Source organism: Nitrosomonas sp. (genome assembly GCF_024282095.1).
Lineage (GTDB): Bacteria > Pseudomonadota > Gammaproteobacteria > Burkholderiales > Nitrosomonadaceae > Nitrosomonas.
Map to the genome: position 1 here is coordinate 21,228 of NZ_JAMWZS010000021.1, position 25,739 is coordinate 46,966.

28 protein-coding genes and 1 pseudogene are annotated in these 25,739 nt (G+C 47.8%); 14 read left to right on the forward strand and 15 right to left on the reverse strand.

Features of this window, described 5'->3' with window-relative positions:
* Nucleotides 1-35: 35 nt before the first annotated feature.
* The gene (locus tag Q0K92_RS07690) at nucleotides 36-671 is read left to right on the forward strand and encodes a hypothetical protein (RefSeq protein ID WP_297325225.1); all 636 of its coding nucleotides are present in this window, start codon (nucleotides 36-38) and stop codon (nucleotides 669-671) included.
* Between the two features lie 87 nt (nucleotides 672-758).
* Here the strand turns inward: Q0K92_RS07690 and ubiE are convergent, their stop codons facing one another.
* Nucleotides 759-1,493, reverse strand: coding sequence for a bifunctional demethylmenaquinone methyltransferase/2-methoxy-6-polyprenyl-1,4-benzoquinol methylase UbiE (gene ubiE, locus Q0K92_RS07695; protein WP_297325226.1), 735 nt, complete (start codon nucleotides 1,491-1,493; stop codon nucleotides 759-761).
* A 57-nt stretch (nucleotides 1,494-1,550) separates the two neighbouring features.
* Entirely contained in the window at nucleotides 1,551-1,961 is a 411-nt protein-coding gene (locus Q0K92_RS07700) for a DUF971 domain-containing protein (RefSeq protein ID WP_297325227.1), read from the reverse strand.
* Between the two features lie 105 nt (nucleotides 1,962-2,066).
* On the opposite strand from Q0K92_RS07700, the gene phoB reads away from it, so the two are divergent.
* Both phoB and phoR read left to right on the forward strand, forming a co-directional pair.
* Complete coding sequence (phoB, locus tag Q0K92_RS07705) at nucleotides 2,067-2,786, forward strand: phosphate regulon transcriptional regulator PhoB (protein ID WP_297325228.1); 720 nt, start codon at nucleotides 2,067-2,069, stop codon at nucleotides 2,784-2,786.
* Between the two features lie 81 nt (nucleotides 2,787-2,867).
* Complete coding sequence (gene phoR / locus Q0K92_RS07710) at nucleotides 2,868-4,163, forward strand: phosphate regulon sensor histidine kinase PhoR (RefSeq protein ID WP_297325229.1); 1,296 nt, start codon at nucleotides 2,868-2,870, stop codon at nucleotides 4,161-4,163.
* Nucleotides 4,164-4,358: 195 nt separating this feature from the next.
* Here phoR and Q0K92_RS07715 read toward each other — a convergent pair whose 3' ends face one another.
* From Q0K92_RS07715 to lgt, 5 genes are all read right to left on the reverse strand, one after another.
* Nucleotides 4,359-4,748 (reverse strand): hypothetical protein, encoded by a 390-nt coding sequence (locus Q0K92_RS07715; RefSeq protein ID WP_297325230.1) that lies wholly within the window; start codon nucleotides 4,746-4,748, stop codon nucleotides 4,359-4,361.
* A 168-nt stretch (nucleotides 4,749-4,916) separates the two neighbouring features.
* Nucleotides 4,917-5,747, reverse strand: coding sequence for a pyruvate, water dikinase regulatory protein (locus Q0K92_RS07720; protein WP_297325231.1), 831 nt, complete (start codon nucleotides 5,745-5,747; stop codon nucleotides 4,917-4,919).
* The gene (ppsA, locus tag Q0K92_RS07725) at nucleotides 5,744-8,119 is read right to left on the reverse strand and encodes a phosphoenolpyruvate synthase (RefSeq protein ID WP_297325232.1); all 2,376 of its coding nucleotides are present in this window, start codon (nucleotides 8,117-8,119) and stop codon (nucleotides 5,744-5,746) included. The genes Q0K92_RS07720 and ppsA overlap by 4 nt, the downstream gene beginning before the upstream one ends.
* A 447-nt stretch (nucleotides 8,120-8,566) precedes the next feature.
* Complete coding sequence (locus Q0K92_RS07730; RefSeq protein ID WP_297325233.1) at nucleotides 8,567-8,947, reverse strand: hypothetical protein; 381 nt, start codon at nucleotides 8,945-8,947, stop codon at nucleotides 8,567-8,569.
* 188 nt (nucleotides 8,948-9,135) lie between these two features.
* Nucleotides 9,136-9,969 carry a prolipoprotein diacylglyceryl transferase gene (lgt, locus tag Q0K92_RS07735; protein ID WP_297325234.1) on the reverse strand — a complete coding sequence of 278 codons (834 nt, stop codon included), beginning with the start codon at nucleotides 9,967-9,969 and terminating at the stop codon, nucleotides 9,136-9,138.
* Between the two features lie 106 nt (nucleotides 9,970-10,075).
* Here lgt and ilvD point away from each other — a divergent pair, with 106 nt between their 5' ends.
* The 3 genes from ilvD (at nucleotide 10,076) to Q0K92_RS07750 (ending at nucleotide 12,856) form a co-directional block, all read left to right on the forward strand.
* Entirely contained in the window at nucleotides 10,076-11,749 is a 1,674-nt protein-coding gene (ilvD, locus tag Q0K92_RS07740) for a dihydroxy-acid dehydratase (RefSeq protein ID WP_297325235.1), read from the forward strand.
* A gap of 292 nt (nucleotides 11,750-12,041) precedes the next feature.
* Nucleotides 12,042-12,353 carry a c-type cytochrome gene (locus tag Q0K92_RS07745; protein WP_297325236.1) on the forward strand — a complete coding sequence of 104 codons (312 nt, stop codon included), beginning with the start codon at nucleotides 12,042-12,044 and terminating at the stop codon, nucleotides 12,351-12,353.
* Between the two features lie 89 nt (nucleotides 12,354-12,442).
* Entirely contained in the window at nucleotides 12,443-12,856 is a 414-nt protein-coding gene (locus tag Q0K92_RS07750) for an OsmC family protein (RefSeq protein WP_297325237.1), read from the forward strand.
* A 35-nt stretch (nucleotides 12,857-12,891) separates the two neighbouring features.
* Here the strand turns inward: Q0K92_RS07750 and lipA are convergent, their stop codons facing one another.
* The 7 genes from lipA to Q0K92_RS07785 form a co-directional block, all read right to left on the reverse strand.
* Nucleotides 12,892-13,836: a lipoyl synthase gene (gene lipA, locus Q0K92_RS07755; protein WP_297325238.1), complete on the reverse strand. Its 945-nt coding sequence runs from the start codon at nucleotides 13,834-13,836 to the stop codon at nucleotides 12,892-12,894.
* Entirely contained in the window at nucleotides 13,826-14,497 is a 672-nt protein-coding gene (lipB, locus tag Q0K92_RS07760; protein WP_297325239.1) for a lipoyl(octanoyl) transferase LipB, read from the reverse strand. The genes lipA and lipB overlap by 11 nt, the downstream gene beginning before the upstream one ends.
* Nucleotides 14,498-14,503: 6 nt before the next feature.
* Nucleotides 14,504-14,770 (reverse strand): DUF493 domain-containing protein, encoded by a 267-nt coding sequence (locus Q0K92_RS07765; RefSeq protein WP_297325252.1) that lies wholly within the window; start codon nucleotides 14,768-14,770, stop codon nucleotides 14,504-14,506.
* Nucleotides 14,771-14,815: 45 nt separating this feature from the next.
* Nucleotides 14,816-15,685 (reverse strand): D-amino acid aminotransferase, encoded by an 870-nt coding sequence (locus Q0K92_RS07770; RefSeq protein ID WP_297325240.1) that lies wholly within the window; start codon nucleotides 15,683-15,685, stop codon nucleotides 14,816-14,818.
* A 98-nt stretch (nucleotides 15,686-15,783) separates the two neighbouring features.
* Nucleotides 15,784-16,905, reverse strand: a complete 1,122-nt coding sequence (locus Q0K92_RS07775) for a D-alanyl-D-alanine carboxypeptidase family protein (protein ID WP_297325241.1) — start codon at nucleotides 16,903-16,905, stop codon at nucleotides 15,784-15,786.
* 89 nt (nucleotides 16,906-16,994) lie between these two features.
* The gene (locus Q0K92_RS07780; RefSeq protein WP_297325242.1) at nucleotides 16,995-17,540 is read right to left on the reverse strand and encodes an NUDIX hydrolase; all 546 of its coding nucleotides are present in this window, start codon (nucleotides 17,538-17,540) and stop codon (nucleotides 16,995-16,997) included.
* A 29-nt stretch (nucleotides 17,541-17,569) separates the two neighbouring features.
* Nucleotides 17,570-18,445, reverse strand: a complete 876-nt coding sequence (locus Q0K92_RS07785) for a DUF2914 domain-containing protein (RefSeq protein WP_297325243.1) — start codon at nucleotides 18,443-18,445, stop codon at nucleotides 17,570-17,572.
* Nucleotides 18,446-18,681: 236 nt separating this feature from the next.
* Between Q0K92_RS07785 and ligA the strand changes: the two genes are divergently transcribed.
* The 6 genes from ligA to Q0K92_RS07815 are packed head-to-tail and all read left to right on the forward strand — an operon-like array spanning nucleotide 18,682 to nucleotide 23,695.
* Nucleotides 18,682-20,709, forward strand: a complete 2,028-nt coding sequence (ligA, locus tag Q0K92_RS07790) for an NAD-dependent DNA ligase LigA (protein ID WP_297325244.1) — start codon at nucleotides 18,682-18,684, stop codon at nucleotides 20,707-20,709.
* Nucleotides 20,710-20,715: 6 nt separating this feature from the next.
* Nucleotides 20,716-21,261 carry a hypoxanthine-guanine phosphoribosyltransferase gene (locus tag Q0K92_RS07795; RefSeq protein ID WP_297325245.1) on the forward strand — a complete coding sequence of 182 codons (546 nt, stop codon included), beginning with the start codon at nucleotides 20,716-20,718 and terminating at the stop codon, nucleotides 21,259-21,261.
* Between the two features lie 19 nt (nucleotides 21,262-21,280).
* A complete protein-coding gene (locus tag Q0K92_RS07800; protein ID WP_297325246.1) occupies nucleotides 21,281-22,027 on the forward strand; it encodes an S-methyl-5'-thioinosine phosphorylase in 747 nt (248 codons plus the stop codon).
* A complete protein-coding gene (def, locus tag Q0K92_RS07805) occupies nucleotides 22,017-22,550 on the forward strand; it encodes a peptide deformylase (RefSeq protein WP_297325247.1) in 534 nt (177 codons plus the stop codon). Before Q0K92_RS07800 ends, def begins: the two co-directional genes overlap by 11 nt.
* 57 nt (nucleotides 22,551-22,607) lie before the next feature.
* Nucleotides 22,608-23,414, forward strand: a complete 807-nt coding sequence (locus Q0K92_RS07810) for a hypothetical protein (RefSeq protein WP_297325248.1) — start codon at nucleotides 22,608-22,610, stop codon at nucleotides 23,412-23,414.
* A complete protein-coding gene (locus tag Q0K92_RS07815; protein ID WP_297325249.1) occupies nucleotides 23,411-23,695 on the forward strand; it encodes a helix-turn-helix transcriptional regulator in 285 nt (94 codons plus the stop codon). The genes Q0K92_RS07810 and Q0K92_RS07815 overlap by 4 nt, the downstream gene beginning before the upstream one ends.
* 69 nt (nucleotides 23,696-23,764) lie before the next feature.
* On the opposite strand, the gene hemJ is transcribed toward Q0K92_RS07815, so the two are convergent.
* Entirely contained in the window at nucleotides 23,765-24,202 is a 438-nt protein-coding gene (gene hemJ, locus Q0K92_RS07820) for a protoporphyrinogen oxidase HemJ (RefSeq protein WP_297325250.1), read from the reverse strand.
* Between the two features lie 121 nt (nucleotides 24,203-24,323).
* Here hemJ and Q0K92_RS07825 point away from each other — a divergent pair, with 121 nt between their 5' ends.
* Together Q0K92_RS07825 and Q0K92_RS07830 are read left to right on the forward strand one after the other, a co-directional pair.
* Entirely contained in the window at nucleotides 24,324-24,950 is a 627-nt protein-coding gene (locus tag Q0K92_RS07825; RefSeq protein ID WP_297325251.1) for a hypothetical protein, read from the forward strand.
* Nucleotides 24,947-25,739, forward strand: a pseudogene (locus Q0K92_RS07830) (carboxypeptidase M32); the annotation flags it as partial. The gene Q0K92_RS07825 and the pseudogene Q0K92_RS07830, both read left to right, overlap by 4 nt.

Below are 25,739 nucleotides of genomic sequence, written 5' to 3' on the forward strand. Positions count from 1 at the left end.
ACAAGCAGTTTATTAATTTTATAAAAGGATTGGAAATGAAGAAATTATTATGGATTGCCTTAACAGTTATTCTGGGTAATGTGCATGTTGCGATGGCTACTCAGGATCACAATCATGGGGGTGCCACAGATAAAGTTGATTTTTCTTTTGCTGGTGATGGTTATTTTTTTAAAACTTCCATAGATGTTAATCAGGATGGCACTTTTGCAACTCTTATGAATTTCACCGGTAGAAGTAAAGAGTTAGGCAGAGTATCTGCCAGTGTTCTTACAGATATCCGAGTTGAATTGGATGCCAACGGAATACCAAAAAGTTGTGTAACTCCTGATGGCTTTCAAGGGATAGTCGTTGGTCTTGTGAAATCCAAAGGTATTATTCAACTGAAAAATGGTGATCAACTTTTTACTGAAGCCACTTCACTATCTTCGTGTCTCAGCATCAGTGAGTGCGTTGATGAACAAGGGAAAGTGAAGGAAGGATGTGCATTCCAGTCAATAACTGCTGCCAAGATTATTGGTGGTACTGGGAAATTTACTTGTGCATTTGGAGACTCGCAGCACGAACATACTCGCACAGTCCTAGCAGTCGACCCGCAAGTAGATGTTTTTGGCAGTGTTTCGAATTTTACAATGCGTGGTACAGTGCATATCCCCAGAAGTTGTAGCAAATAAGCTATCGCCTTTGCTAGACGTATTGAAATTTATTGTGCGGTTGTGGCGGCGTTGAGTCATGCGTCGCCAAAGCAATTTGACAGGCTGTTAAAACTTGTATCCCCGATGCAACGCCACAATTCCCGCAGTCAAATTGAAGTATTCCACGCGTTCAAAGCCCACTTGCTGCATCAGTTCCTGCAATTCAACCTGGGAAGGGTGCATGCGGATGGATTCGGCCAGATAGCGATAACTTTCTGCATCATTGGTAATGACTTTTCCCATCGTGGGAAGTAACTTAAATGAATAAGCGTCATAGGCTGGTTGCAGCGGTTTCCAGACCTTGGAAAATTCCAGCACAATGACGGTTCCGCCCGGTTTGATGACGCGCAGCATTTCTTTGAGCGCAATATCCTTGTGCGTCATGTTCCTGAGACCAAATGCGACGCTGACGCAATTAAAGTAATTATCCGGAAAGGGCAATTTCTCAGCATCGCATTGCGCCGCCGGGGTAGGCGTGCCCTCATCAATCAGGCGATCGCGGCCGATGGACAACATGGAATTGTTAATGTCGGTCAACCAGACTTCTCCGGATTTCCCCACTTTCTGCAAAAACAGTGCACTTAAATCACCGGTGCCGCCTGCAATATCCAGCACCTTATCGCCTTGCCTTACACCGCTGGTTTCAATGGCAAAGCGCTTCCATAAGCGATGCAGACCTACGGACATCAGATCGTTCATCAGATTGTAGCGTTCTGCTACGGAATGAAAGACTTCGGCGACTTTGCCGGCTTTTTCATCTTCAGCAACTGTGTTAAAGCCAAAATGCGTAGTTTTAGTCATGGTAATAATTAAGTTTGAGTGTGATGTGGCTTATATTAGGTGATTGTCGATGGCAATTTATTGACAGGAATGCTTCATTGTCGGGTTTTTGGTTTCATGCTCGCGGCTTGCTCCGGCTTCTTCCATACACTGCAGATAGCGTTGCCACATTTTATCCTGATTCAGGCCATAGTTATAGAGCAAGTCCCATGAGTACAGTCCGGTGTTATGGCCGTCGGTAAAATTAAGTTGTATGGCATAATTACCAACGGGCTCGATTTTCCGGATATTGACCATTTTCTTACCGGTTTGCAGTACTTCCTGCCCTGGGCCATGACCGCTTACTTCGGCTGACGGTGAATGGACACGTAAAAACTCACATGAAAATTGAAAAGTCTTGCCATCAGAGAAGGCAATATCCAGTACTCTGGATTGCTGGTGTAACTTGATTTCTGTGGGGTGCGGTGTGTCTTTGGTTAAACCGGCCATAATAGGTTATTTAATGTAAGTGAGTTAACAGGCTGTTAAAAGTAATCGATGGGCCCATTGTAACAAACTGTGCAGGAAAAATTTAATCGATACAGGAATACGCGCATGGCTGCAAAAATACTGATCGTGGAAGATGAAGCTGCTATACAGGAATTGATTACTTATAATCTGCAGCAAGCCGGTTATGAAAGCGTTTGCGCAGAGAATGCCGAGAAGGCACTGGCACTGATCAATGCTGCACTGCCGGATTTGATTTTGCTGGATTGGATGCTGCCGGGCGTGAGCGGTATCGAGCTTGCAAAGATGTTGCGGCGTAATGAGCGTACACGCTTAATTCCCATCATCATGCTGACGGCGCGCACACAGGAAGCGGATAAGGTGGCCGGCCTGGAGATTGGCGCGGATGATTACATCACCAAACCTTTTTCGCCACGTGAATTGATCGCTCGTATCAATGCAGTGCTACGCCGGTTGATTCCGGAAGCTTCTGACGAAGTGGTTGAAATGGATGGTCTGCGGCTGGATCCGGTCAATCATCGCGTCACTGCCGGAAATAAGGAAATTGAACTGGGACCTACCGAATATCGCTTGTTGCATTTTATGATGACGCATACCGAGCGTGTTTATTCGCGCAGCCAATTATTGGATCGGGTATGGGGTGATCATGTGTTTGTCGAAGAACGCACTGTCGATGTGCATATTCGCCGGTTGCGTAAAGCATTGGAGTTGGCAGGCAAGGATGAGTGGATACAAACTGTCAGAGGCGCAGGTTATCGGTTTTCGGCGATTGCTTTATCGCCTAAGGATTCGGATGTCGAAATTTGACTAAAATGCAATATTTGAACTCTAAAAGCCATGTCAATCAGCATTTCCCTCCAGACAACCATCTTTTTCAGGGTTATTTAAGTGTCTGATATCTGGCAACGTTCCTCTAATATCTTACTTGTTATTGTTATCGCCGCAGTGCTATGGATGATTTTTGGCGCTGTGAAAGCCTTGATTTTTTTTAGCGCTGCTTTGCTATGGATGGTGTTTCATCATGTGCGCCATTTGGTCGCATTAGAGCGTTGGTTACAGCGTTCCGACCATTCACCTGCCAGTATTCCGGCTGGTTTCGGTGCATGGGATGATGTGTTCGCGCATTTGGCACGCTACGTGCGCCAGCATAGCCAGAGCCAGGAATTACTGAGCCTGGCGCTGGAGCGCATGCGCAATGTCACGTCAGCGATGCCTGACGGCATTGTCATCCTGGATGAAGTGGATCGGATTGAATGGTGTAATCGAGTCGCTGAACAGCACTTAGGCATTCACTTGTCACTGGATGCTGGTCAACAAATCACTTATCTGGTGCGACAAATACCGTTTGTTGAATATCTGGCGGCACGTCAATACAGCAGTCCTCTGATTCTGAAACAAACGCGCCTGAAAGGTTTGATCATTTCTTTACAGTTGGTACCTTATGGTTATAACCAGAAGCTTCTGATCAGTCGCGATATTACGCGCTTTGAGAAAATAGAAACCATGCGGCGCGACTTTATTGCAAACGTTTCTCATGAATTACGCACACCGCTCACGGTGATTGGCGGCTTTCTCGAGACTTTATCAGCGGATGACAATGTCAATACCGGCTTCAACAAACGTGCCTTGGCATTGATGACTGAACAAACCACCCGTATGCAACGGCTGATCGAGGATTTGCTGATTCTGTCGCGACTGGAAAATGAACAGAATAAAATCAATGAAAAAGCGGTTGATGTGGTCAGCTTGTTACATAAAATCCTGCAGGATGCGGAGTCGCTCAGCGCAGGGCGTCATCAAATCAAATTGAATATTGCCGCGCAAGACCAGTTAATGGGCAGCGAAGAAGAATTACGCAGTGCTTTTGGTAATTTGATCAGCAATGCGATTCGCTATACGCCGGACAGAGGTGAGATCAGTATCAATTGGGAGAAGCATAATGGGCAAGGCCTGTTCTTTGTGCAGGATAGCGGAATCGGTATCGAAGCGGAGCATATTCCGCGTTTGACAGAACGCTTTTATCGTATTGATAGCAGCCGTTCACGGGAAACCGGCGGAACAGGACTCGGACTTGCCATCGTCAAACATGTCCTGAATCGGCATGAAGCGCGTCTGGAGATTACCAGCCAGGTAGGCAAGGGTAGCCGGTTCAGTATATGGTTTCCTGCCGAGCGGCTGATTTGATGAAATCAAGTGGCGCAGAGAATCTGTACTTCTCTGGTTATTCAATGCGTATCGCGGAAATATTGCGATGTAGGGTAAGCCCGAAGCGTACAGTTCTATCAATCCTGTACGGTTATTGTTAAAAATTAAAAAACCACCGGCTAGCCGGTGGTTTTCTTGTAATGATTGCAGAATCGTTTGTTGCGGCAATATGTTTTACTTGACTGCTGCGATGGGATCACGATCTTGTTTGATTTCCGCTTTCTCTGCCGAATGATCTTCCTGAGCCATCATTTTTTTGTGATCTTCAGCATGGTGCAGGTCTTCTTCTATCGTTTTCTCGTGTTCGTGGATATTGGCCAAAGTATGGGATTGGATATCCTGACCATGTCTGCCAAAATAATAAGGATGCTCTTCGTATTCTTTAAGTAATTCTTCATTCTCATGCAGCATATCTTCTTCTTCATGAGCATGGTTTTCATAATACTTTATTAAAGCAGCGTGATCGTTATCATCAATTCCTTCAACCTCATTTGCAAATGCGGATGGAACGGATAAGCTCAGTGCCAGCAAAGATAACACTACTAAAAGTTTTGATGTTTTCATGAGAGGCGCTCCTAAGATACAGATGAAATGGACAGTAGCATCATAATTTAGCCGGTGCGTTGAATATATTGGGGAAACCCTGGTTTTTTACTGAGAGAAACCATTAGATGATATTGGTTGCACTGGCAGAAACGACCAGTGCCAACCGCATGCACGTGAATTTCCGACTCAACCGTATAACTGCCGCTTCAAGCCGCAACGATTCAGTATCGTGGCGCTGATTTCCTCAATTGAAATGTGTGTGGTATCCAAATAAGGAATATTGAATATATGAAATAGCGATTCCTGCCACTGAATTTCCTGTTGGCATTGCGCCAGAGAGGCGTATTGACTGTTCGGGCGGCGTTCCTGCCGGATGAAATGCAGCTGTGCAGCACTGAGCGTCAGTCCAAATAATTTGCTGCGTACATTTTCCAATACTTTCGGTAGTTGCAGTGCAGACATATCTTCTTCTGTCAGCGGATAATTTGCCGCGGCAATGCCATATTGCAATCCCAAATACAGACAAGTCGGCGTTTTGCCGGAGCGGGAAATGCCGATCAGGACGATATCCGCCTCAGCAAAATTTTTTGGATTGATGCCGTCATCGTGCGCCAATACATAATTGATTGCCGCAATGCGCTTGGAATACGCCAGATGATGCTGTACGCCGTGCGAACGCCCGGCGATGCGCGCGAAGGGCTGACTGAGTTCTGCTTCGATGGAACGGATAAAGGTTTCAAAAAAATCATAGACGCGGCAGTTTGCCTGTTTGATGACTTGCAGGATTTCCGGTTTAAGCAGCGTGCTGAACACCAAGGGCCGATGGCCGTCGTGTTCGGCAGCATGATTAATCTGCGCTGACACGATTTCGGCTTTTTCGATGTCGTCCAGAAACGGCACGTTGACGGTTTGCCATGCAATGCCGTCAAACTGAGTCAGTAAACTGTGTCCAAGCGTTTCCGCCGTGATGCCGGTACCGTCCGACAAATAAAAAACCGTGCGTTTCTGTTCTGTCATTTGCCGATTTTTGCTAAATGCAACCACGTATCCATTATTGAATCGGGATTGAGCGATAAGCTGCTGATGCCTTGTTCATATAGCCAGACGGCGAAATCCGGGTAGTCGGAAGGTCCTTGTCCACAGATGCCGATATATTTTCCCTGTTTGCGGCAAGCCGCAATGGCCATTTTGAGTAATTGCTTGACGGCGGGATTACGTTCATCGAACACATGAGCGACCAGGCTGGAGTCGCGATCGATACCGAGCGTGAGCTGAGTCATATCATTGGAGCCAATGGAAAAACCATCAAAGTACTGTAGAAATTCTTCTGCGAGCAGCGCATTGGAAGGAATTTCGCACATCATGATCAAGCGTAAGTCGTTCTTGCCGCGCACCAGTCCGTACGAGGCGAGTAGTGCGGTCACTTGTTCGGCTTCTTCCAGTGTGCGGCAAAAAGGAATCATGATTTCCACATTGGTGAAACGCATATCGTCGCGCACCTTGCGCAAAGCGCGGCATTCCAGCTCAAAGCAATCACGAAAAGCGGCCGAAAGATAGCGCGATGCGCCCCGAAAACCAATCATGGGGTTTTCTTCATGCGGTTCATAGCGATTCCCCGCGATTAAGTTGGCATATTCATTGGATTTAAAATCGGAGGTGCGCACGATGACAGGGTGCGGATAAAACGCTGCCGCCAGCGTTGCGATACCCTCGACCAATTTGTCGACGTAAAAGTCGACCGGACTTTGATAGCCTGCGATGCGGCTATTGATTTCATTTTTCAAATCATCGGGTAATTGATCGAACGCCAACAGTGCTTTGGGATGAATGCCGATCATGTTGTTGATGATGAATTCCAATCGGGCGAGTCCGACTCCCTGATTGGGGATGAGCGAAAATGCAAAAGCATGGGAAGGATTGCCGACATTCATCATGATTTTAACCGGCAAATCAGGCAGTTTCCCCGTGTCAGTGGTAGTGTGCTCGAATGGCAGCAAGCCGGCATACACATAACCTGTATCGCCTTCAGCACAAGAAACCGTAACTTCCGCTCCATCCTTGATCAGCGTGGTCGCATCACCGCAGCCGACTACCGCGGGAATGCCCATTTCCCTTGCGATAATCGCTGCATGACAAGTGCGCCCGCCACGATTGGTCACAATCGCAGCGGCCCGCTTCATAATGGGCTCCCAGTCCGGATCGGTCATTTCGGTAACGAGCACATCACCGGGCTGAATTTCATGCATCTGATTCGTACTCATGATCAGGCGGGCGGTTCCCTGACCAATTTTATGTCCGATCGCCCGGCCTTCTGCGAGCACTGCTCCCGTGCCGTTTAATTTGAAACGTTCCAGCACCGCATTGGCGCGACTTTCAACGGTTTCAGGACGGGCCTGCACGATGTACAGTTGTCCATCCAGTCCATCCAGCGCCCATTCGATATCCATCGGGCGGCCATAATGCTGTTCAATGATCAAAGCCTGACGCGCTAATGCTTCAACTTGAGCATCCGACAGAGAAAATCGCATGCGCCGCTCAGCGTCCACATCACGGGTCAGTGTGAATGCATCGTTAGTGCTCTTTTTATCGCCATAAATCATTTCAATGGCTTTAGTGCCTAAACGCCGGGAGAGAATCGCAGGGTGTCCTAAAGTCAAGCCGCGTTTATAAACATAGAATTCATCGGGATTGACAGTACCCTGCACAATTGTTTCGCCTAAACCATACGCGGCGGTAATAAAAATAGCATCCCGAAAACCGGATTCAGTATCCAGCGTGAACATCACACCGCTGGCACCCAGGTCGCTGCGCACCATTTTTTGAATGCCGGCCGATAGATATACTTTATCGTGCGGAAATTTTTGATGAACGCGATAAGCAATCGCCCGATCGTTATACAGTGAAGCAAATACGATTTTGATCGCTTCGAGAATCTGATCGCGTCCGCGTACATTCAATAATGTTTCCTGCTGGCCCGCAAACGATGCATCTGCGAGATCCTCAGCGGTCGCAGAGGAGCGCACTGCAAACGAAATTGCAGTCTGATCACTGCTCGCTACAAGTTTTTCGTAAGCCTGTGACACTGCGGCTAAAATAGTATCCGGCAGTATGGCACTGAGTATCCAACCGCGAATTGTCTTGCCTGCGGTTGTCAGCGCATTGATATCGTCAACATCCAAAGCATCTAATACATGATTGATACGATCAACCAATCCATTAGCAATCAGAAATTCCCGGTAAGCTTGAGTCGTGGTGGCAAAACCTGTCGGTACGTTAACGCCTGCTTGTGAGAGGTGGCTGATCATTTCCCCCAGCGAAGCGTTTTTACCGCCAACCAAGCCCACATCTTTCATCGTCAACTGATCAAACCAGGCGATATATTCTGTCATGGTAACAAAATCCTTCTCAATTCATCGTGATTGCTATCATTATAACCTCGGACGCTATCAGTTTTTGACAAAGGTGATGGTGGTCGTTGCTGTGCAGCAAGACTGCTTGGCTGCAGGGTAGGTTATCAAAGGCACAAGTAGCGCTAGTTATTTTTCATGATGGGCTTTTGTGTGCTCAATGACTGAAAAATCACAAAGATCAAGCTGCGGTGTGTATTGAATTACAATGCAAAGCGTGGTGAATAGCGACGTGTGATATTGATGAACCGGATCTCTTAGACGAGATTAGTAGAATTATGAAAATGAAAAAACACCGGCACGCTGGTGATTGATTGACACTCTCTGACTGATGGGTTTTGAATCCAAATGGACATTGGATGTGTGAAATAAAAAAGCGACCACAGATTAATCTATGGTCGCTCAGTTTCTATTCTTAATTCTTTTGTCTTATCTTACTGCGCTGGAGTCATCGCCTACATTGAGTTTGGCTTTATTGATCACATTATTTTGCTGTTCCATCGCCAATTTTTTGTGTAGATTAGCATTGTTCAGATTTTCGCTTAATTGTTTCTCGTATTCGCGAATATTTGCAGTTGTGTGCGACTGAACATCCTGGCCTTGACGTCCATAATAGAAAGAATGTTCTTCATATTCTTCGAGTGCTGCTTTGTTTTCTTGTAATTTTGCTTCGGCTTCTTTGGCCAGGTTTTCGTAATGGCTTGCCAAAGCAAAGTGATCTTCGTTATCAATTGCGTTTTGTGCAAATGCAGATGATGTGAATGAGCCTAATACAAACAAAGATGCGATTAAGAGTGTTGATGTTTTCATGATGAGTATCCTGTAGTGATGAACGAATGGTGCCATCTTAATCCAGTCAATCAGGTGCGTATATTGGGGAAACTATTGTTTTTTACTAAGGGTAACCCTTAGACGCTGGTGATTTTGTCTGACAGCCACACCGGAAGCCGTATACAGGTGAATAATCTCGATCAGTTGATTGAATATTTTTATCGTTTTCAACGTTTTTTGCGCTTGCGTGAATGGTTATTCTGCGGATTCGGATTACTGGTGGTTTGACGCTTGGACCAGATCAACATACCTATCCCCGCCAAAATCATTGGAATGGATAGCCATTGACCCATGGTAACCCCTAAAGTCAGTACACCCATGAATCCATCTTCCGGTTCGCGGTAGAACTCGGCGAACGAACGTAAAACGCCGTAACCGATCAGGAACATACCGCTAACCGCACCGGTTGGGCGTGATTTGGCCGAATAAATCCAAATAAATATAAAAAAAACTATGCCTTCAAGCGCAAATTGATACAGCTGGGAGGGGTGGCGAGGTAGTTCGTCGACATATGGAAAAACCATGCCCCAGGGAACATCGGTGGGACGTCCCCATAATTCTGCATTGATGAAATTGCCAATTCGACCGGCACCGAGTCCTAAAGGTACCAATGGTGCAATAAAATCGGTTACTGATAGCCATTTCAGTTGGTGTTTATGTGCAACAAGTGACATGGCGATGATGACACCGAGGAATCCGCCGTGAAAAGACATGCCGCCCTCCCAGATGGCGAAAATTTGCAACGGATGCTCCAGGTAATAACCGAACTGGTAAAACAACACATGTCCCAGGCGTCCACCCAGGATCACGCCCAGCATGCCGTAAAACAGCGTATCGTCGAGTATCTCATGGGTAAACACAGAGTGCGGATTATGTTTGATGCGATAACGTCCCAGCAGGATGAACAGCGTAAAGCCGAGCAGGTACATCAATCCATACCAATGGACGGAAAGTGGTCCCACTGAAATGGCAACGGGATCAATTTGAGGATGAACGAGCATAGTTTCGGCCTTATTTACGGTAAAATACTGAGCATTATACCAAGTGCGTTTGTGATAATCGTACGCCTTGTCATAAATTGTATTTTTATCTTATTCAGGAGCAAGCATGCCAGACAATAAACGTAGCCAGGCCATTACCCAAGGCGCCCAGCACGCACCGAGCCGTGCGATGTTGCGTGCGGTCGGATTTAACGATGGAGATTTCAACAAGCCGATTGTGGGGGTTGCCAATGGTTACTCTACCATAACACCGTGTAATAAAGGGCTGAATGAACTGTCATTACAAGCGGAATCGGCACTGAGACAGGCAGGTGCCATGCCGCAGATGTTCGGTACCATCACGGTGTCGGATGGGATTTCCATGGGTACGGAAGGCATGAAGTATTCGCTGGTGTCGCGCGAGGTCATTGCTGATTCGATTGAGACCTGCGTACAGGCGGAAAGCATGGATGGCGTGATTGCCATTGGCGGCTGTGACAAGAATATGCCGGGGGCGATGATCGCCATTGCACGTATGAATGTGCCGGCGATTTTTGTATATGGTGGCACGATTAAACCGGGACATTATAAAGGCCAGGATCTGACCATCGTCAGCGCCTTCGAGGCAGTCGGGCAGCATAGCGCGCATAAGATAGACGATGAGGAATTGCTGCAGATTGAACGCCACGCCTGCCCCGGCGCTGGTTCTTGTGGTGGCATGTTCACGGCCAATACCATGTCATCCGCTTTTGAAGCGATGGGAATGAGTCTGCCGTATTCTTCAACGATGTCCGCTGAAGACAATGAAAAGCTGGTGAGTGCAGGACAGTCCGCCGAAGTATTGGTCAACGCCATCAGACAACAAATTCTGCCGCGCGACATCATTACCCGCAAATCGGTGGAAAATGCCATTGCGGTGATCATGGCGGTGGGTGGTTCTACCAATGCGGTACTGCATTTTCTGGCGATTACGCACGCGGCGGAAATTCCATTCAGTATCGATGATTTCGAGCGGATTCGCGGCAAAGTACCGGTGTTGTGTGACCTGAAACCTTCCGGGCGCTATGTCACGGCTGATCTGCACCAAGCGGGTGGTATTCCGCAAGTGATGAAAATGCTGCTGGTGCATGGCTTACTGCATGGGGACTGCATCACCATCAGCGGACAAACCATCGCAGAAGTCTTGCAAAATATTCCGGATACACCACGCGCCGATCAGAATGTGATCCGCCAATGGGATAATCCGATGTATGCGCAAGGACATCTGGCGATTCTGAAAGGCAATCTGTCCACCGAAGGTTGCGTGGCGAAAATTTCAGGAATCAAAAATCCCAAAATTACCGGACCTGCGCGCGTGTTTGAGTCGGAAGAAACCTGCATGGCGGCGATTCTGGCGCGCAAAATCCAACCCGGCGATGTGGTGGTGATCCGTTATGAAGGACCCAAAGGCGGACCCGGCATGCGCGAAATGCTGTCGCCGACTTCGGCCTTGATTGGTGAAGGCTTGGGCGATTCCGTCGGATTGATTACCGATGGGCGTTTTTCCGGTGGTACTTATGGCATGGTGGTCGGACACGTTGCACCGGAGGCCTTTGTTGGTGGCACCATTGCACTGGTACAAGAAGGTGACTCGATTACCATTGATGCGGAGCAGCGATTGCTGCAATTAAATGTAGCGGATGCAGTGCTGGCACAGCGGCGCGCAGCCTGGCAGCCGCCGCAACCGCGTTATTCACGCGGGGTGCTGGCCAAGTATGCGAAACTGGTATCCAGCGCCAGCGCCGGTGCGATAACGGATTAATCTCTGTGAGTTCATTTCCTCGTCCCTTGGGGCGAGGTGTTTCATTGGCAGAACACGTTGCAGCGTCAGTACCCGTACCTGCTTATTTTAACGCTTGTACCGGAACTAATTAATTTACCATCAAGTCTTAGCAAAGCCGCTTCATCAGAGGCAGCAGCGGGTTCTGTAGGCGCTTGGGTATGCACGGCAACAGGTTGCATGCCGGAAATAACAAATCTGCAGGATTTGATGCACATATGTAAAGTTCAGGGTAGAATGAAAACCCTTTTATAATTTTAATAAGGAAAAAAATATGAAAAGAGTGTTAATAGGAGCCGTTGCTGCGTCAGCCTTATTATTGGCTGGTGTTGCACAAGCAAATGCAGATCTGGCAAAAAATAGTGGCTGTTTGAATTGCCATGCTGTTGAAACCAAGTTGGTCGGTCCAGCGCTGAAAGAAATCGCCGCTAAATATGCAGGTCAAGCTGATGCTTCTGCGTATTTGGCAGACAAAATCCTGAAGGGAAGCAATGGTGTTTGGGGTCCAATTCCAATGCCACCTAATGCTGCTGTTAGCCCAGAAAATGCTAAAGTATTAGCAGATTTTATTCTGACACTGAAGTAAGTCATTTAGGTTACAGAAAAGCCGACGCGTAATAACGTCGGCTTTTTATTTGGATAATTATTTTTATTTTTGTACCCGCCGGGGGTGAGATGAAAACTCGAATCAAGTGGAAAGGCAATGTCAGTTTTTTAGCTGAATCAGGCAGCGGTCATTCGGTATTGATGGATGGTGCGCCGGAGGCGGGCGGACAGAATCTCGGGCCACGCCCGATGGAAATGCTGTTGATGGGGCTGGGCGGTTGTACCACGTTTGATGTGGTACTGATTTTGAAAAAAAGCCGCCAGGATATTACGGATTGTGTTGTAGAGATTGAAGCCGAACGCGCACCCGTTGATCCAAAGGTGTTTACGCACATTCACCTGCATTTCATCATTACTGGCAACAACTTGAATCCGCAACAGGTTGAGCGTGCGATTAATCTGTCATCTGAGAAATATTGCTCGGCATCAATCATGCTCAAAGAGACAGTTAAAATAACGCATGATTTTGAGATTATCCATTGATAACGATGTGATTTGCTGAGTAATCAGCATCGCTGTTATAACAAACCGGATTCATGGGCCTGCTGGTCTGCATGATAGCTGGAGCGTACCATCGGTCCGCAGGCAGCATGACTGAAACCCATCGCCAACGCTGCTTGCTCAAACACTTTGAAACCTTCGGGTGTGACATAACGCATGACCGGCAAATGACCGATACTGGGTTGTAAATATTGACCAATGGTCAGCATTTCCACATTGTGTTCACGCAAATCACGCAATACCGCCATAATTTCTTCATCGGTTTCACCTAATCCAAGCATGAGTCCTGATTTAGTCGGAATGTGAGGAAAATCCGCTTTAAAGTCTTTCAGAAGTTTCAGCGAATTCGCATAATCAGCCCCTGGACGGCATTGTTTGTACAATCTCGGTACAGTTTCCAGATTATGGTTCAGGACATCCGGCGGGCAAGCGGCGAGCTTTTCCAACGCAACTTCCAGGCGGCCTCTGAAGTCCGGCACCAGCGTTTCGATTTTTGTGTGTGGCGAGTGCGTGCGTATTTCACGGATACAATCGGTAAAGTGTTGCGCGCCACCATCGCGCAGATCGTCGCGATCAACGCTGGTAATCACGACGTACTTCAACTTCATGGCCGCAATTGATTGCGCCAGATGCAGCGGTTCGTCGGCATCCGGTGGTTTGGGTCTGCCATGTGCAACGTCGCAGAACGGGCAGCGGCGGGTACATAGATCACCCAGAATCATGAATGTGGCGGTACCTTTACCAAAACATTCGCCAATGTTGGGGCAGGAAGCTTCTTCGCAGACGGTGTGCAGTTTATGCTCCCGTAATAGCCGTTTGACCTCGTAATACTGCTCACTGTTGGACGAGCGAACGCGAATCCATGAGGGTTTACGCAGTAGATCGCTACGTGACTGCGGGGTGATTTTTACGGGATTGCGTGCCGTTTTGTCGGCGCCTTTTTGGCGAGTATCAGTGGTCATGATGGTAAGTTGATATTCCTTTGAGAAGTTTTTCTTGTAATTGATCGGCAAGTTTACTGCTTAAAATTTCCAATCCGTCGGTGATCCCCAAATCTTTGGTTTGTGTGACTCGTAAGCCTTGATAACCGCACGGGTTGATATAGGAGAAAGGCGTTAAATCCATATCCACATTGAGTGCGATGCCGTGGTAGCAATAATTCTTTTTGATTTTGAGTCCCAGTGCCGCAATTTTCGCATTATCGACATAGACCCCGGGCGCTTCAATGCGGCCAATTGCATGAATACGATAGGATTTTAGCAAGTCTATCACGGCGTTTTCCATACTTCTGACCAATTCCCGCACGCCAAACTTCAAGCGACGTATATCCAATAGTAAATAAGCGATGACTTGCCCTGGCCCATGATAAGTGATCTGGCCGCCCCGGTCTGTTTTAATCAAATCAATGCCATGGTTGTGCAACAAATGTTCCGGTTTTCCCGCAATGCCTTGAGTAAACACGGGGAAGTGCTGTAATAACCAAATTTCGTCGCAAGTTTCCGCTGTGCGTGCATGGGTAAAATCTTTCATAGCCTGCCAGGTTGTTTGGTAATCGGACAATCCGAGTGTTCTGACGATGAAGTGCTGATATCCGTCCGGTGCTGAGGAATAATTTTGCAGCATGACCGATTACAATACCACGGCGACCATGGGATGATCCGATAGTGCCTGATAGAGTGCATCCAGTTGTGGCCGGGAAGTGGCGCGAATGGTGCAGGTGATACTTAAATAAGTGCCGTTTTTGCTGGCCCTGACCGACATGGTTGCGGTGTCGAAGTCAGGAGCGTGATATTTGACGATGGCCAGCGCGGTTTGAGTGAAGTCCTGCTGCGCTTTTCCCATAATTTTGATGGGAAAATCACAGGGGTACTCAATTAAAGAAGGCTGCTCTGTCATGTGCAAAATTGAAAACTGCTTAAGTTCAAATATCCCAGGCGATTCTTAGCGACTTGCAGCATCCGAAGGGCGGCCACGCATGTCTGTGGCTTTATATTGCTGATACAGCGCATGCAGCTGAGTAAACATGGCGCCTGGTTTTCCATTGCCTACGGGGTTGTTGTCCAGCGATGTGATCGGCATGATTTCCTTGGTGGACGATGTCAGCAGGATTTCATCGGCTGTGCGTACTTCCGCTTCTGAGATTTCTCTGATTTCATGCGGGATTTGATTGGCTGCCGCCAGTTCCAGAACGACATCATACGTGATCCCAGGTAACATCAGATGGCTCTTCGGCGGCGCCAACAGCACTTTGTTTTTGACCACAAACATGTTGCTGGCCGCGCCTTCCGTGAGAAATCCATCCCGAATCAGGATGGTCTCAAGCGCCTGCACATCCACTGCCAATTGACGCAGCAGCACATTGGGCAATAGTGATATGGCTTTGACGTCGCAGCGTATCCAGCGATTATCCATGGCGGTAATGGCAGCTGCGCCGCTGATCAGCAGTTCTGCGGGTGGCGGCAATAACGGATTGCTCATGATAAAGACAGTGGGGGGGACATTAGCGGGAAAAGCGTGATCCCGTTTTGCCACGCCGCGCGTGATGTGCAGATAAAGATACTGATCTTCGCCTGCGTTTTTGGCGATGATTTGCTCCAGTAAATTCTGCCATGCTTCATTACTGAACGGATTTTTCAGGCGAATTCCATCCAGGCTGTGCTGCAGCCGATCGAGGTGATTGGTGAGGCGGAATGGTTTGCGTGAATAAGCGGGAATCACTTCATACACACCGTCACCAAAAATAAAGCCACGATCCAGAACAGGAATGTATGCTTCTTCAATGGGCATAAATTTACCGTTCAGATATATCATGCGAGCCCTTTTGATAGTTTGAATAGAATTAGGATATTCCAAAAATTCAAGATTCTAAACACAGCGAGTAACAAAACGTTGTGGCGAAATCCGGATTTTTAGTTAAAGAGTAATTTTACACTATCCCATGTACGGCCGAAGATATTTGCTATTTCAACGTTTTCTAAGGCAACTAATGGATAGGTTTCGATCACTTTGTCATCCAGTGTGAATTTGACCGTGCCGACTTCCTGACCAAGCTGAACAGGTGCAATCAGCGGTTGCTTATATTCCATGGTGGCTTTGAGTTTGTCAGACTGGCCTTTGGGCAGCGTAAAATAAACATCACGGTCAAATCCGGCTTTCAATTCATTTTGAGCGCCTTTCCACAAATGGATCGTAGTCAACGGGTCATTCTTCTTGTATAAATGCAGCGTATCGTAAAACTGGAAGCCGTAATTGAGTAATCGCTGGCTTTCGACACTCCGCGCATTGGCGGATTTAGCACCGATGACCACCGATATCAAGCGTCTTTTGTCGCGAATCGCCGATGTAATCAGGCAATACCCTGCATTCTGAGTCCACCCTGTTTTCATGCCGTCGACATGCGGGTCCAGCCATAACAGGCGGTTTCTGTTGGGTTGTGTAATATTGTTATAGGTATATTCTTTTTGTGAATACAGTGGGTAAAATTCAGGAAAATCCCGGATGATGGCAGTTGCCAATACCGTGAGATCATATGCCGTGGTGTAGTGATTGGGATCGGGTAATCCGGTGGAGTTGGTGAAATGCGTGTTTTTCATTCCCAAACGCCCGGCTTCTTTATTCATGATATCTGCAAAACTGGCTTCCGAGCCGGAAACTGCTTCTGCCAAAGCGATACACGCATCATTTCCGGATTGCACGATCATGCCTCGAATCAATTCGTCGATGGTAACCTGTTTATTAGGTTCGATAAACATGCGTGAGCCAATCATTTTCCAGGCGGTTTGAGATACCGGCACTACTTGATTCAATGTCAGGTGATTTTGCTTTAACGCTGAAAATACGACATAAGCTGTCATCAGCTTGGTGAGAGAGGCCGGTTCTATGCGCTCATGTTCATTTTGGCTTGCTAACGGCTGTCCCGTCTGGAAATCCGAAAGCATATACGCTTTAGCTGCTATGGATATACCTTGCTGTTGGGCAAATGCCGAAGATACAGCGAAGCACAATAGCAATGATAAAAATAAATGCTTCATAGAAGGTTTGTAAAAAATAATCATTATATCCTGCCCTAGGAGAATCTAAAAACATCGTTTTTTTATATGGACATCCCTATGAATACTCATCAAGTATTGCTTGACGGTCGATCAATCACGCCCATGTGAAAACCCAGTTTACCTTGATTGCGTTCTTTAAAGTACTGCTTTAAGGGATCATGAATGACTCGAAACGCCATTTCTTCCCAAGGGATTTCTTGCTCGGACATCAGTTTGACTTCCAAGCTTTCAATGCCCGGACTGAAGTCAAGATCAAGCAGTCGTGCGCGGAATAGAAAATACACCTGGCTGATATGGGGAAGGCTGTAAATCGCATACAGGTCGCCGATTTCCACCCTCGCATTGGCTTCTTCCAGCGTTTCACGCGCAGCAGCCTGTGCTAGTGTTTCATTATTTTCCATAAAACCGGCGGGTAAAGTCCACCAACCCAGGCGCGGTTCTATGGCGCGGCGGCACAACAAAACCTTGTCCTCCCACTCGGGAATGCAGCCTACAACCATCTTGGGGTTTTGATAATGGATGACATGGCATGTGGTGCATACGTATCGTGGCAGGGAATCGCCTGCGGGTATCAGTAATTCGACCGTGGCGCTACAGTTACTGCAGTATTTCATACGGAATCCTTAAATTTCCTGAATGCGTTTCAGCGTTCGGTGACAGTGAAGCTCCGCGTTGCTAATCGGCTGCCGGATTCATCCACCAATTCAACACGCCATGCACCCAGTCTTTGATGATCCAATTGCTTGCTTGCCTGGGTGCGCCAGTTGTCGAGGCGAATATCCAGAAATAATTGCGAGTCCAGTTTATTGTTGCGATACCACAAAATGCCGACGCGCTTACCTTGCAAATTCTTTAAGTGTAAATAAAAGTAAATCGGTTGGGATTCACCCTGCCGCAATTGCACGGAATCAATGACATCCACCGGTTCACGCGCTTTGACGTCATGGCTCAATTGCGCTCGCAGTACTTGGGGATGATCCGATGTATTTTGGGATTCTGATGGTAATATTGATTTCGTAGATTCCGGTTTATTGCGAGGGATTGCAACCGGTTTATGGATTATGGGCTCAGGTTTCGATTTGACTACCGGTACAGCAGTTGGGCCGGCCGGATTCATTGTTTTTTCAGGTTGAATCCTGTCCTTAGGTTGAGTGATATCCGCAGAATTATTCTGCTCAGCGGGTGATTGACTGAGTTCGGTTTTGACGGATTGATCTGTTACCGCAGATTCCGGTACAACTTTTTCCAGCGGAATTTTGTTTTCTTGCAAGGTAGTCGTCTGGTCAGTCGCTGCTACAGCTTCTCCACTTACAGAGGATTGGGTTTTATCGGTACCCAATACTAAATAACCGATCAAAGCAAGAATGGATAGCAGCAACAGAATGGCAGCACTGATTTTTTTCCAATCCAACGAGTATTCATAGACGATTTCTGGTTCAGGCAAATCGGGGTAGGTCTGTTCTATGGCTTGTTGCGGTTGCTGAATTTGGATGCGGATTTTTAATGTATTGTCGCTCATAAAAGAATATCTTAAGACATGCTGATGTCTGAAAGTTGGTTTGCGGGCTTTTATTCAGTATAAAGGATTTTTTAGAAATAACAGAATCACGCTTTACAAACCTTCATCATGGATTTTGTTGGAACAGTTAAATATGCAGTAAGCTATCCGTCGGGTAACAATATCATTTTTGGCATAAGTCGGATATTTCCTATATCGATAGTCAGTGAAAGTGTGATAGCAGCAAATGACGAAGTATGAATGAAAACATTGAGAAAATAAAACAGTATGTGCAGGACTTGCGGACTGAGATCGAATTGCATAATTACCGGTATTATGTATTGGACAATCCAGCCATTCCTGATGCGGAATATGATTGGTTGTTGCGTGAATTGCAGCAGATCGAGCAGGATTATCCGCAACTGATTACCGTGGATTCGCCGACGCAACGCGTCGGTGCCGCGCCACTCAAAGCTTTCGCGCAAATCACCCATCATGTACCGATGCTGTCGTTGAGCAATGCGTTTGATGCAGCGGAAGTGGCAGCGTTTGACCGGCGCGTCTGTGAGGGTTTATCGGTCAATTCTGTAGAGTATGCGGTGGAGCCAAAGTTTGACGGCCTTGCCGTCAGTTTGTGCTACGAAGATGGTATGCTTAAAACCGGTGCGACGCGTGGCGATGGCTATACCGGCGAGGATATCACGTTAAATTTAAAAACGATTAAATCGATTCCGCTATCGCTACCGGTAAAAAATCCACCGCCATTGCTGGAAATCAGGGGTGAGGTGCTGATGCTGAAAGCTGATTTTTTAAGTTTGAATCAGCGTCAACTGGCCAAAGGCGAAAAAGAATTTGCCAATCCGCGTAATGCTGCGGCAGGATCGTTACGCCAGCTCGATCCCAGTATCACCGCAGCCCGGCGCCTGACTTTTTTTGCCTATGGTGTTGGTGAAAATCGCGATGCAAATTTGCCGCAGGATACGCATAGCCAGGTAATGGCGTATCTTGCATCGCTACATTTCCCCGTTGCGAAAGAATGCCAAGTGGTCAAAGGGTTACAGGAATTGCTGGCCTATTATCAGGCAATCGGTGTCCAGCGCGAGCACCTGCCGTACGATATTGACGGCGTGGTGTATAAAGTCAACTCATTGTTGCAGCAGGAGCAATTGGGGTTTGTGGCGCGCGCGCCACGGTTTGCGGTCGCGCATAAATTTCCGGCGCAGGAAGCGGTTACGCAATTGTTGGATATTGATGTGCAGGTCGGCAGGACCGGTGCGTTGACGCCGGTTGCGCGTTTAAAACCGGTATTTGTCGGTGGCGTGACGGTGACCAACGCCACCTTGCACAACGCGGATGAAATCGAACGCAAAGATGTGCATATCGGTGATACCGTGATTGTGCGCCGTGCCGGTGATGTGATTCCGGAAGTGGTATCGGTCATTCTGGAAAAGCGTCCGGTTGACGCGCGAGTTTTTGTGATGCCGTCGCACTGTCCGGTGTGTGGCGCCAAGGCCGTGCGGCTTCCGGAAGAGGCGAAATCACGTTGTACGGGCGGATTGTTCTGTCCGGCGCAACGCAAACAGGCGATTCTGCATTTTGCGTCGCGCCGCGCGATGGATATTGAAGGATTGGGAGACAAACTGGTCAATCAAATGGTGGATCAAGCGATTGTACGTACACCGGCGGATCTGTATCGATTGGGCGTAGCCGCGCTGGCGAATCTGGAACGCATGGCGGACAAATCGGCCAATAACATTTGGCGAGCGATTGAAAACAGCAAGCAGACTACCTTGGCACGATTTATCTATGCGCTGGGCATCCGCAATGTCGGCGAAGCGACCGCCAAGGATCTGGCAGCGCATTTGGGCAGTCTGGATCGATTGATCGCAGCGGATAGCGAGCGCTTACAGCAAATTCCTGATATCGGCCCGGTGGTTGCACAAAGCATTGTGGATTTTTTCGCGGAGCAGCATAACTGCGAAGTGATTGAACAGCTTCGTGCAAGCGGTGTGCATTGGGATGAGCACGACGGAAAGCCCGCATTAATCGGCGCAACAGTGCCTTTAAGTGGCAAGACATTCGTGCTGACGGGAACATTGCCCAATATGAGCCGCGAAGAAGCCAAAGAAAAAATCGAGGCGTTGGGCGGCAAAGTCAGCGGCAGCGTGTCCAAGAAAACGGATTATGCCGTCGTGGGTGCCGATCCGGGTAGTAAATACGACAAGGCGCTGAGTTTGGGCATCCCTGTGCTTGACGAAGCAGGGTTACTGGAATTACTGCAATAAAATATTATGATGACTCAACAACAAGTGCAGCAAATCTTAGATACCGCCGAACTAATCCATTCAGAGCAAGTGGTAACGCGAACGGTACATCGTTTGGCGGCGGATATCACGCGGGAATTATCGCAACAGTATCCATTGGTTTTATGTGTGATGGGCGGAGCGGTGGTGTTTACCGGGCAATTGCTGCCGCAACTGCGGTTTCCACTGGATTTTGATTATCTGCACTTGACGCGCTATGACAAGAAAATGACGGGGGGTGAAGTTCACTGGCAGGCGGAACCGAAAGAAAATATGCAGGATCGCGTTGTCTTGGTGCTGGATGACATTCTGGATGAAGGCATTACGCTGGCCACCATTCGAGACAAAGTATTGGAAAAGGGTGCGAAAGCATTTTATAGTGCGGTTCTTGCAGAAAAAGAAACGGGCAAACCCAAGCCATTCAAAGCTGATTTTGTTGGATTGACCGTGCCGGATCGCTATGTGTTCGGTTTTGGCATGGATATCCACGGCGCCTGGCGGAATTTGCCCGCCATTTATGCAGTGAAAGATTAAACCTGGCAATGGAGGAATAATGCTTGCAATCATTGGCGGCAGTGGCATGACGCAATTGCCCTGCCTGGAAATATCACACCGGCAGATCATACGCACACCGTATGGTGAGCCTTCCGGCCCATTGACGTTTGGTAAAATCGGAGATCAGGACATCGTTTTTCTGGCGCGGCATGGGCACGGTCATACGATTCCGCCGCACGCCATCAATTACCGCGCGAATTTATGGGCATTGCATTCGCTGAAACCGTCCCATGTCATCGCCGTGGCCTCGGTGGGGGGTATTCGATCCGATTTGGCGCCGGGCCGACTGGTGGTTCCCGATCAGATCATCGATTACACCTACGGACGTAGCTTCACCTATTTTGATAGCACGGAAGAACGCGTGACGCATATTGATTTTACCTTGCCGTACAGTCAACAAACCCGTGCGCTGTTACTGCAAGGCGCTAACAATGCACATGAAGCAATTATCGATGGCGGCATTTATGCCGCGACACAAGGACCCAGGCTCGAAACGGCCGCTGAAATCAATCGGCTGGAACGCGATGGCGCGGATATGGTGGGCATGACCGGCATGCCGGAAGCCGCACTGGCCAGGGAATTGGAATTGAATTACGCCACCATTGCCGTGATTGCCAATTATGCCGCCGGCCGCGGCGCTAACGTGAATGGCATACCGCTCAAGGAGATTTATGCGGTGCTGGAACAAGCGATGGTGCGCGTCAGAAACATATTGGAACATGTGGTGAGCTGCCATGGCCATTAGACCGGTACTTAAAATGGGCGATCCCGTATTGCTGCAAGTCGCTGAAAAAGTCGATCGATTCGATACCCCCGAACTGCACGCGTTAATCCAGGATATGCACGATACCATGGCGTCGCTGAATGGCGCAGGCCTGGCGGCACCGCAGATTGGCGTGAGCTTGCAAGTGGTGATTTTCGGCTTTGACAAGAATCAACGCTATCCCGATGCCGACGAGGTGCCTTTTACGGTTTTGCTTAACCCTGAGTTGACACCGTTATCCGATGAAATGGAAGATGGTTGGGAAGGCTGCCTAAGCGTACCCGGAATGCGGGGTGTAGTGCCGCGCTATGCGCACTTGCGCTATCAAGGTATGGATCAATATGGCACAGCGATCGACCGTATGGTCAGCGGCTTTCATGCGCGCGTGGTGCAGCACGAATGCGATCATTTGCAGGGGATTCTGTATCCGATGCGGATCAAGGATTTTAGGCAGTTCGGGTTTACCGATGTGCTGTTTCCGGGGCAGGTGGTTGTGGATGATTAGATTTATTCAAATATTTAAGTTTCTTTGCGGTCTATTAAATTTTAGTTAGTTATCCTTATGCGTACAGAAGAGAGTGATAACAATCATCTTTTTTTTCAATCAATGAAAGAAGATAGGGGATGGTACTTCGTTGAGTATCGTCCTCCAGTTCATGATTATAAATTTTCAACCTTGCAGCTTGTTATTCTCAGTAAGGAGAAAAAATTAGAAGAGATTGCTGAGTCGATGGAAGCTGAGTCGGTGATTTGGTTAGAGCGCTATCCTATTCCGATAATGATATCTGCCTTTGACGACAAAGGTGATCATATAATATTGAAGGAAATTCGGGGATGTGATCACTTAATTGGATTTATCGATAGACAAACGCACAAAACTGTTCGTGAGTGGCGCCTATTTTCGGATGAGGAACTACCTTCTGATGCGCTTGATGCATCTTATTTAAAAAAGATATATTCTGAAATTCCATTTAAAACGAAGCAGCAACTCAGAGACGAAGCTCAACAAAAGGCAAAGCATTGGCAATTTGGATGGTGGATTGTATTCATTTGGGCTGTAGTTGTGCCAGCTGGCATCGCGATATTGGAGTGGTGGAGTGATTGGTTGGGTGTCGTAGTGCTAATATATAGTCTTTGGAAAGCGATAGAAAATTCTCTTAGACTTATGGGTAAATGGCCAAAATCAGAATTTGAGATTGAGAAAGAATCTGAAGAAACAAGAATGCGCCATCATCACTACCATTGTGAACGTAATCCTGAAGGATTTAATCGCTTGAAAGTAGAAAATTTCGAGCGATGGGAGCGTGAGGAGCTTCATAAAGAAGCTATGTCACTAAAACAATCAATTGAGCAAGGTACAAAATTGTGAGTGACTTAAAAAAATATATCAGCAAGCGGAAGGCGGTTGATGCTGCATTTAATGAGAATTATGAAGAAGGCTATCAGGCTTTTAAAATAGGCGTGCTGCTTCGGCAAGCCAGAGAAGCTTCCGGGCTAACGCAAGAGCAGATTGCGGAGAAACTCAATACCAAAAAATCAGCCATTTCGAGAATTGAAAACCATGCGGAAGATATCAAACTATCGACTTTAGAGAAATTTGCTTCGGTGCTTGGTTGCAAGATTGAGGTTTCTATTACGCAAGATAGTTAACAATAAGTAGTAGATTTCTCCCTCCGGTCGAAATGACAAAGCTGTCATTCCGAACGTACGTGAGGAATCTTAAAGCTCAGAAATCACCGCAACTAAATCCGGCTTAACCACCACCAATATCACCACCGCAAACAGAACCAGCACCGGAAATTCATTGAACCAGCGGTAAAACACGTGACCATGCGTGTTGCTGTCGGTTTTGAATGCGGTGACAAATTTTCCGCAGTAATAATGGTAAATGATCAATAGTAATACCAGAGCCAACTTGGCATGCAGCCAACTGCCGGAGAAGCCGTAACCCAGCCACAACCATACGCCGAAAACCACGGTCAGCACCGCGCCGGGGGTCATGATGCCATAATACAGCTTGCGCTCCATGATTTTGAAGCGTTCCTTGCCGGGTTGATCTTCGCACATAGCGTGATAAACAAACAAACGCGGCAGGTAGAATAGTCCCGCGAACCAGGTGACCATGAAAATGATGTGCAGTGATTTTATCCAGAGCATGGCAGTGTGAATGATTGGTGGTAAAGTTGTTATGATACTGGGCTTGGGATTTTCGCGCTATCCCTTGCGGTCGGGTGAATTAAGCGCAATGTTCGGCATTGTAAGATTAAGCGAGATGACTATGAATCAACATTATGAGAATTTAGTTCACAAACTGGAAGAAATCGCCCATTTGGGCGGCGTTATGAGCACGTTGGGTTGGGATCAGGAAGTGATGATGCCGGCGGGTGCGAGTGATGCGCGTGCCAAGCAAATTTCAGCGCTGGCCGGGGTTATTTATGAGCGCATGACGGATCCTGCGCTGGGAGATTGCCTGAATGAGTTAAACGCGCAGGATCTTGCCGCGTTGGGCGAAGCGGAGCGCTGCAATATCCGTGAAGCGCAGCGCAGCTATGAATTGGAAACCAAGGTGCCGAAACGATTGGTGCAGGAGTTGGCGGAACTGGGTTCGCGCGGGCATGGTGTTTGGGTAATGGCGCGCCAAGACAATAAGTTTGCCGATTTTGCGCCGGTGCTGAAATGTTTTCTGCAATTGAAGACGGAATGGGCGCAGTGCGTTTCCCCCGAAATGGCGCCTTATGATGCGAACATCGATTTGTTTGAGCGCGGCACCACGATGACCATGATTACGCCGATATTCGAGCGCCTGAAGCAGGAATTGATACCGCTGATTCATGCCATTCAAGACCATTCCTATCAACCGGACACGTCGTTTCTGCAAGGCCGGTTTGCATTGGATAAACAGTGATTCATGCCATTCAAGACCATTCCTATCAACCGGACACGTCGTTTCTGCAAGGCCGGTTTGCATTGGATAAACAGGAAGCGTTGGCGCGCAAAATCAGCCGGGATATGGGTTTCAATTTTGAACAGGGGCGCATCGATGTGTCGGTGCATCCGTTTTGCGGCGGCAGCCATCCGACCGATGTGCGCATCACCACACGCTATAAGGACAGCAATTTTATCGAATCACTGTATTCGGTGATTCATGAAACCGGCCATGCGCTCTATGAGCAGGGGCGACCGCATGAGTTGGGCGATTTGCCGGCGTCGGAATCGTTGACGATGGGCATACATGAATCCCAGTCGTTATTCTGGGAACGCATGATCGCGCAGAGCAAACCTTTTTGTGCGCACTATTTCGATACCATACGCGCGGCGTTTCCGGAGAATCTGCAATCCGCTACGGTGGATTCGTTTTATCGCGCGATCAATACCTGCAAGGCGGATTTTATCCGCGTGGAGGCGGATGAAGTGACTTATCCGCTGCATATCATCCTGCGCTATGAAATCGAGAAAGGTCTGTTTGACGGTTCGATGCAGGTTGATGATTTGCCGCACATCTGGAATGAATCGATGCAGAAATACTTGGGAATCAAGCCGCCGACCGACACGCTCGGTGTGTTGCAGGATTCGCATTGGAGCGGCGGGGCGTTTGGGTATTTTCCTTCGTACACGCTGGGTGCGATGTATGCGTGCCAGTTTTATAAAACGCTGCTGCGTGAACAACCGGAGACGGAAGCAAATATTGCCAAAG